General features: G+C 49.2%; 1 protein-coding gene and 1 pseudogene. Both read left to right on the plus strand.

What is annotated here, in order from left to right:
- Nucleotides 1–1,421 (plus strand): polysaccharide biosynthesis tyrosine autokinase (locus AC1DLB_RS29305; RefSeq protein ID WP_477786219.1); only part of this gene is annotated, 1,421 nt, incomplete at its 5' end.
- A gap of 259 nt (nucleotides 1,422–1,680) precedes the next feature.
- Nucleotides 1,681–2,736 (plus strand): annotated as a pseudogene (locus AC1DLB_RS29310) (UDP-glucose dehydrogenase family protein); the annotation flags it as partial.
- Nucleotides 2,737–2,751 lie beyond the last annotated feature (15 nt).

A 2,751-nucleotide genomic window follows, 5' to 3' on the forward strand; every position in this document is an offset into this window, starting at 1 on the left:
CTATATATGTACGGCAAAACGTAGAGCGCACTTCAGCAGAGGCTGCGCAGAGCCTGGCGTTTCTCAAAGAGCAACTTCCTGAGGTCAAGAAGGATCTGGAAAAAGCCGGAAATGCGTTGAATGAGTACCAGACGCGCAGCAAGTCCGTGGACATCACGCTCGAAACCAAAGCCATTCTTGATCAGATAGTCGGGCTCGATACCAATATTTCCGAGTTGAAGTTGCAGCAAGCCGAGATGGACCGCAAGTTCACCCGTCAACATCCTGCCTATCGCGCATTGTTGACCCAGATCGGTGAGTTGAGCAGCAAGCAGAAAAGTTTGGCGTCCAAAGTAGAGAGCCTTCCCTCTACCCAACAAGAATTGCTGAGCCTTACCCGGGATGTAGAAGTCGGTACGGCCATTTACACCCAGCTGCTGAATAAGTCTCAGGAACTGGATGTGATGCGCGCGGGCACTGTCGGTAACGTACGCCTGATCGACACCGCGGACGTCAACTTCCTCAAACCGGTCAAGCCGAAAAAAATCCTGATTGTATTGATCGCCACTCTTCTTGGCGGCTTCCTGGCAGTGGCCCTGGTGCTGGTACGCAAGGCACTGAACCGCGGGCTGGAGAGTCCGGAAGCCATCGAGCAACTTGGGTTGCCGGTCTATGCGTCGATTCCCTACAGCATTCTGCAGAAAGCCGAAGAAGATAAAGTCTCCCGCGGACGAGGGCGCTCCAATGGGACTTCATTGCTGGCCGTCACTCATCCTACCGATCTGGCAATCGAGGCATTGCGCAGTTTGCGTACCAGTCTGCACTTCGCCATGCATGAGGCCGACAACAACCGCCTGATGATTTCCGGGCCCAGCCCTCAGGTGGGTAAAACGTTTGTCTCGGTCAACCTCGCGGTGGTGATAGCACAGACCGGGCTGCGGGTATTATTGATCGATGTCGACATGCGCAAAGGCTATTTGCACAAAGTGTTAGGTGTTTCTTCAGACAATGGGCTCTCCGATGTTCTGGCCCGACGCTGTGATGTGGCCACCGCCATCCACAAGACCGCAATCGACAATTTCGATTTTGTCAGTCGAGGCCAGATTCCGCCCAATCCTTCCGAGTTACTGATGCATGCCAATTTCAGTGCGCTATTGGAGCAGGTGAGTGAGCTTTACGATCTGGTGATTCTCGATACACCGCCACTATTGGCAGTGACAGATGCGGCGATCGTCGGGCGTCTGTCCGGGACCAATCTGATCGTGACGCGCTATGGCCTGAACCCAGCGAAAGAAATCGAGTTGACGGTGCGCCGGTTCACCCAGAACGGCGTCGCCATTAAAGGTGCGATTTTCAATGGCGTGGAGAGAAAGGCTTCCAACAAGTATGGCTACAGTGATTATGGTTATTACCACTATGCCTACGCCTCCGACAAAAACTAAAGGGTATTGAACAGGTCGCGTCATCCGTTCAGATTTTTACGGTATTGCTGTTGTTCTTGAGTTTTTGTCGTTTATTGCTGCGCTGGATCACTAGCCAATAGGCATGATCAAACCGATAGTTCATGAAAGCACCACGTCCTGAGGAAGATGACGAAAAATCCTGGGGCGGTAGCGTGCTTAATGCCACGTCCTTCCTCGCCGGCCATTCTTGCCGCCGGACTTGAAGGCTAGCAAGGAATCCAGGATTCCTTGGGTTTCCAACGGATCAGCGGATCTAAAATATGTGCTGGCTGTTGCCGAAACGATAGCAAATAATATTGAAAGCAATTGCATTATCATTAACAAGTCTACCGTTCCTGTTGGAACAGCCGATAAAGTGAGGGATCGAGTTGCGAGCGTACTGGCTCAACGCGGCCGCACTGATCTTTCGTTTGACGTTGCATCGAATCCAGAGTTTTTAAAGGAAGGTTCTGCAGTATCGGACTGCATGCGTCCGGATCGGATAGTTATTGGTACGGAACAGGCGAGTACAGAAGAAGTCATTCGTGACCTCTATGCTCCTTTCAACCGTAATCACGAAAAAATAATTGTCATGGACGTTCGCAGCGCTGAGCTGACGAAATATGCAGCCAACTGCATGCTTGCAACAAAAATCAGCTTCATGAATGAGATTTCTAACTTGTCAGAAATGCTCGGTGCTGATATCGAAATGGTGCGAAAGGGCATAGGTTCAGATCCCAGGATTGGTTACCACTTCATCTATGCAGGATCCGGGTATGGTGGCTCTTGTTTTCCTAAAGATGTACAAGCCCTCATTAAGACATCCGAGCAACTGGACTTTGATGYAGTAATTCTGAAGTCCGTAGAGGCAAGAAATAATGAGCAAAAGAGTGTAATTTTCAGGAAAATAATTAATCACTACAATGGGGATATCGCAGGAAAAACATTCGCTCTTTGGGGGTTGAGCTTTAAACCCAATACTGATGATATGCGTGAAGCACCCAGTCGAGTACTGATGGAGGCACTGTGGAAAAACGGCGCCAAGGTGAGAGCGTATGATCCGGAGGCGATGGAAGAAACTCAGCGAATTTACAATAATCGTGATGACTTGAGTTTGTGCGGAACCAAAGAAGAAACTTTAAAAGAAAGCGATGCCTTAATCATAATAACTGAATGGCAAGCCTTCAAGGCACCCGATCTGGATCAAATTGCAAGCCAACTTAGCGAGCCTATAATATTTGATGGAAGAAACCTTTTCGATCCTCAAAAGCTTATAGATAAAGGTATTAAATATTACTCCATAGGCCGCCAGTAATATTACAAGTTGAAG

The sequence above is a fragment of the Pseudomonas sp. 05N434 genome (genome assembly GCF_056396965.1).